Source organism: Paracoccus haeundaensis (genome assembly GCF_006239215.1).
GTDB classification, from domain to species: domain Bacteria; phylum Pseudomonadota; class Alphaproteobacteria; order Rhodobacterales; family Rhodobacteraceae; genus Paracoccus; species Paracoccus marcusii.
The window spans coordinates 1-3,506 of record NZ_VDDC01000081.1; the positions used below are offsets into that span (position 1 = coordinate 1).

Consider the following 3,506-nt stretch of genomic DNA (forward strand, 5'->3'; position numbering starts at 1 on the left):
ACCTCACGGACCCACCGGCCATCGCCTGTGCAGATCGTCGATTACCAAGGGGTGGTGATGCCGCCCCATTCCTCCATGCTCACGCAGATGCGGATGATCCGCCGGCAGGCCCGAATGATCATGTGCGACATCCGTCGGATCAGCCGCAGGCCACAAACGCCACGCCAAGGCCAGCCCGATCAGGCCGATGATCGCCATGGCACCAAAGGCGGCTGTCATGCCTGCGCGGGCGCCCAGGTATCCGGCCAGAGGATAGCAGATCAGCCAGCAGGCATGGGACAGCGCAAACTGCGCGGCAAAGATCGCAGGACGGTCTTCGGGATGGGCTGAGCGGCGCAGCAACCGGCCCGCTGGCGTCTGCGCGACAGAGTAGCCGAAGCCCAGGATCAGCCACAGGACCAGCAGCGCGCTATAACTGCCCACGACCATTCCGGAGGCAGTTCCGACGATCAAGGCCGCGGCACCCGCGATCATCACCGGCCTGTCCGACAGTCGGTCCAGCAGGCGCGGCAGGGTCAGGGCGGCGACCATCGATCCCGCACCAAACGCGGCCAGCGCCAACGCCACCTCTGGCTCCGACAGACCGAAACCCGCCTTGACCAGCACGACCGTGTTCACGATCACCATCGACCCGGCCGCCGCGACGGCCAGACTGATCGCCAGCAATCCGCGCAGACGCGGGGTCGCCAGATAGAGGCGGATGCCGCGCGTGGTCCGGTCCCAGACCCCGCGCCGTGCCGCTGGCTGCGGTGAGGGCAGACGGACGCTGAGGACCAGCGCAGCCGAGGCGAAAAACCCGATGACCGTCCCGGCAAACAGGCTGTGAAAGCTGATGACGCTCAGAAGCGCCGCCGCCAACATGGGCGAGACAAGGCTTTCCAGATCGTAGGCAAGGCGCGAGAGCGATAGGGCGCGGGTGTAATCCTCCTCCTTGGGCAGGATGTCTGGAATGGTCGCTTGGAATGTCGGGGTGAATGCGGCTGACGCGGCCTGCAGCAGGAAGATCAGCAGGTAGATCTGCCAGATCTCGGTCACGAAGGGTAGGCACAGCGCAATGGCCCCCCGGACCAGGTCCAGCGCGACAAGCACCGACCGGCGCGGCAGGCGATCCGTGAACGCCTGCGCCACCGGCGCGACGCCGACATAAGCAATCATCTTGATCGCCAGCGCGGTGCCCAGCACCGCCCCTGCATCCGCCCCGGCCAAATCGTAGGCCAGAAGGCCCAAAGCGACGGTCATTAGCCCGGTGCCCAGCAGCGCGATCACCTGCGCCGCGAACAGATGTCGATAGGTGCGGTCGCGCAGGATGGCCAGCATGGAGTGTCCTTACAGCAGCTTGGTGATCGCCTTCATCTCGTCCAGTGTCTCCGCTGCGTCGTGGACCAGGCAGTGATCGATATGATCATGGATCAGTGCCCGCTTGGCAGCGGTCACAGCACTTTCCACTGCCGCCAGCTGGCGGGCGATGTCGAGGCAGGGCTGCTGTCCCTCGATCATGCCGATGACATGGCGCAGATGACCTTCGGCACGTTTCAGCCGGGCGACCAGGGCGGGGTGGGTTGCGTGAACGTGCGGGTGTGACATACAGTCAGGCTATCCCCCCCTGGGGGATAGAACAAGACGGTGTGATCAGCGCGCCGCGAAACGACGGGCAGGCCGGTGAAACAGGTTCGGACATTGATGCACAGCGTGCTTGCAGCCCTCGTCTGCCTGTCGCTTGTCGTCTGGTCCCTTGCGCCAAGCGCTAGCCATGTCCCTTCCGTCTTCGAAGTGGTGGCCGAGCATACCGACATGATCGCTGATCATGGCCACTCGCACGGGTTCGAAGAGGATCTTGTCTGGGCGCTGCACGGTCACAGCCATGACGTGGCCGACCATGATCACAGCCAGGCCATGCTTGTCCCCGGCGCCGGTGCGCACCCAAGGGTGGCTTGGCGCGATACGTTCCGGCTGCGGGCGTCATGGGAAGGACCGCAGCGGGTCTATCTGATCGAGCGACCTCCGCGGGCCTGATCGGTGCCGCCACCGCGCGGTGTATCCGAACAGACAGACCCTTACCGGAGACTTTTCCATGACCTCGACCTCGGGGGTCCTGCGCGCCTTGGCACCACGCCAACCGGTCGCGCTGACCCTGATCCTGCTGGCGGCAGTCCTGCTGACGGCCGCCCAAGCTCTTGCCCATAACGTCACCGCCGGTGACGCGGGCTATATCCAGGAAATCTGGGGGGTGCAGATCATCCCCTTCATCTACCTTGGCGCCAAGCACATGGTGACCGGCTACGACCACATCCTGTTCCTGCTGGGCGTGGTGTTCTTCCTCTACCGGATGAAGGATGTCGGCATCTATGTCAGCCTGTTCGCCATCGGCCATTCGGTGACGATGCTGCTGGGCGTCTGGTATGGCTGGGGCATCAACGCCTACATCATCGACGCGATCATCGGCCTGTCCGTGGTCTACAAGGCACTGGACAACCTTGGCGCCTACCAGAAATGGTTCGGGTTCCAGCCCGATACCAAGGTCGCCACGCTGATCTTCGGCCTGTTCCACGGCACGGGCCTGGCCACGAAGATCCTCGACTATGACATCCCGCAGGATGGGCTTCTGGCCAACCTGCTGGCCTTTAACGTCGGCGTCGAGGTCGGCCAACTGCTGGCCTTGGCCGTGATCCTGATCGTCATGGGCTACTGGCGTCGCAGCCCCAACTTCCTGCGCCAGGCTACCATTGCCAACGTGGTGATGATGGTCCTGGGCATCTGGCTGACCTTCAACCAGGTCGCCGGCTACATCGCTTCCACCTCTGCATAGATTGGATATCCCCATGCACAATGCACCCAAACCCAACATCGACGAGCTGCCCACCAAGGCGCAACTGCGCCGCTCCACGATCCTGGCCAGCATCGGTGCGGCGGTGATCGCGGTCACCGTCTATCTTCCTGCCGAATACGCCATCGACCCGACCGGGATCGGCCGGGTCATCGGCCTGACCGAGATGGGCGAGATCAAGGTCCAGCTTGCTGCCGAGGCCGAGGCGGATCGTCTGCTGGACGAACAGCGCGCCATCGAGCAGCCCTCTCAGGACCAGACGTCGAGCGTTCTGGATAGTGTCATGGGTCTGCTCATCGGCACGGCTCATGCGCAAGAGGCGCAGGACACCTGGACGGACACTGTGACCTTCACGCTGGAGCCGGGCGACACTGCCGAGATCAAGCTGACAATGGCGGCTGGAGACGTGGCAGAATACGCATGGACCGCTGAAGGCGGCCGGGTCAACTTTGACCTCCACGCCCATAGCGGCGGCGAGTCGATCGACTACGAGCGCGGCAGCGGCGCAACCAACGGAGAGGGCAGCATCGAGGCGCCCTTCGCCGGTGATCACGGCTGGTTCTGGCGAAACCGTGACAGCACGCCGATCACCATGACCATCAATGTGCGCGGCGAGTATAGCGCCGTCGTCGAAACCTACTGAGCGTCGGGCAGCCATTCGTGATCGACGCGAATGGCTGCC

General features: G+C 64.1%; 5 protein-coding genes. 3 read left to right on the forward strand and 2 right to left on the reverse strand.

Features of this window, described 5'->3' with window-relative positions; genetic code table 11:
- Positions 1-3: 3 nt before the first annotated feature.
- Positions 4-1,317 carry an MFS transporter gene (locus FHD67_RS19920; protein ID WP_139599821.1) on the reverse strand — a complete coding sequence of 438 codons (1,314 nt, stop codon included), beginning with the start codon at positions 1,315-1,317 and terminating at the stop codon, positions 4-6.
- 9 nt (positions 1,318-1,326) lie between these two features.
- Positions 1,327-1,584: a metal-sensing transcriptional repressor gene (locus FHD67_RS19925; protein WP_139599822.1), complete on the reverse strand. Its 258-nt coding sequence runs from the start codon at positions 1,582-1,584 to the stop codon at positions 1,327-1,329.
- Positions 1,585-1,659: 75 nt separating this feature from the next.
- Between FHD67_RS19925 and FHD67_RS19930 the strand changes: the two genes are divergently transcribed.
- From FHD67_RS19930 to FHD67_RS19940, 3 genes are read left to right on the forward strand one after another with little or no spacing between them, the layout of a single operon-like run.
- Positions 1,660-2,013, forward strand: a complete 354-nt coding sequence (locus tag FHD67_RS19930) for a hypothetical protein (RefSeq protein ID WP_246071368.1) — start codon at positions 1,660-1,662, stop codon at positions 2,011-2,013.
- Positions 2,014-2,071: 58 nt separating this feature from the next.
- Positions 2,072-2,806 (forward strand): HupE/UreJ family protein, encoded by a 735-nt coding sequence (locus FHD67_RS19935; protein WP_139599824.1) that lies wholly within the window; start codon positions 2,072-2,074, stop codon positions 2,804-2,806.
- A 13-nt stretch (positions 2,807-2,819) separates the two neighbouring features.
- A complete protein-coding gene (locus FHD67_RS19940) occupies positions 2,820-3,467 on the forward strand; it encodes a transmembrane anchor protein (protein WP_139599825.1) in 648 nt (215 codons plus the stop codon).
- Positions 3,468-3,506 lie beyond the last annotated feature (39 nt).

Coding starts and splice junctions, on each gene's coding strand:
- FHD67_RS19940 (WP_139599825.1), top strand. CDS start 2,820: ATGCACAATGCACCCAAACCCAACATCGACGAGCTGCCCACCAAGGCG.
- FHD67_RS19925 (WP_139599822.1), bottom strand. CDS start 1,584: ATGTCACACCCGCACGTTCACGCAACCCACCCCGCCCTGGTCGCCCGG.
- FHD67_RS19935 (WP_139599824.1), top strand. CDS start 2,072: ATGACCTCGACCTCGGGGGTCCTGCGCGCCTTGGCACCACGCCAACCG.
- FHD67_RS19920 (WP_139599821.1), bottom strand. CDS start 1,317: ATGCTGGCCATCCTGCGCGACCGCACCTATCGACATCTGTTCGCGGCG.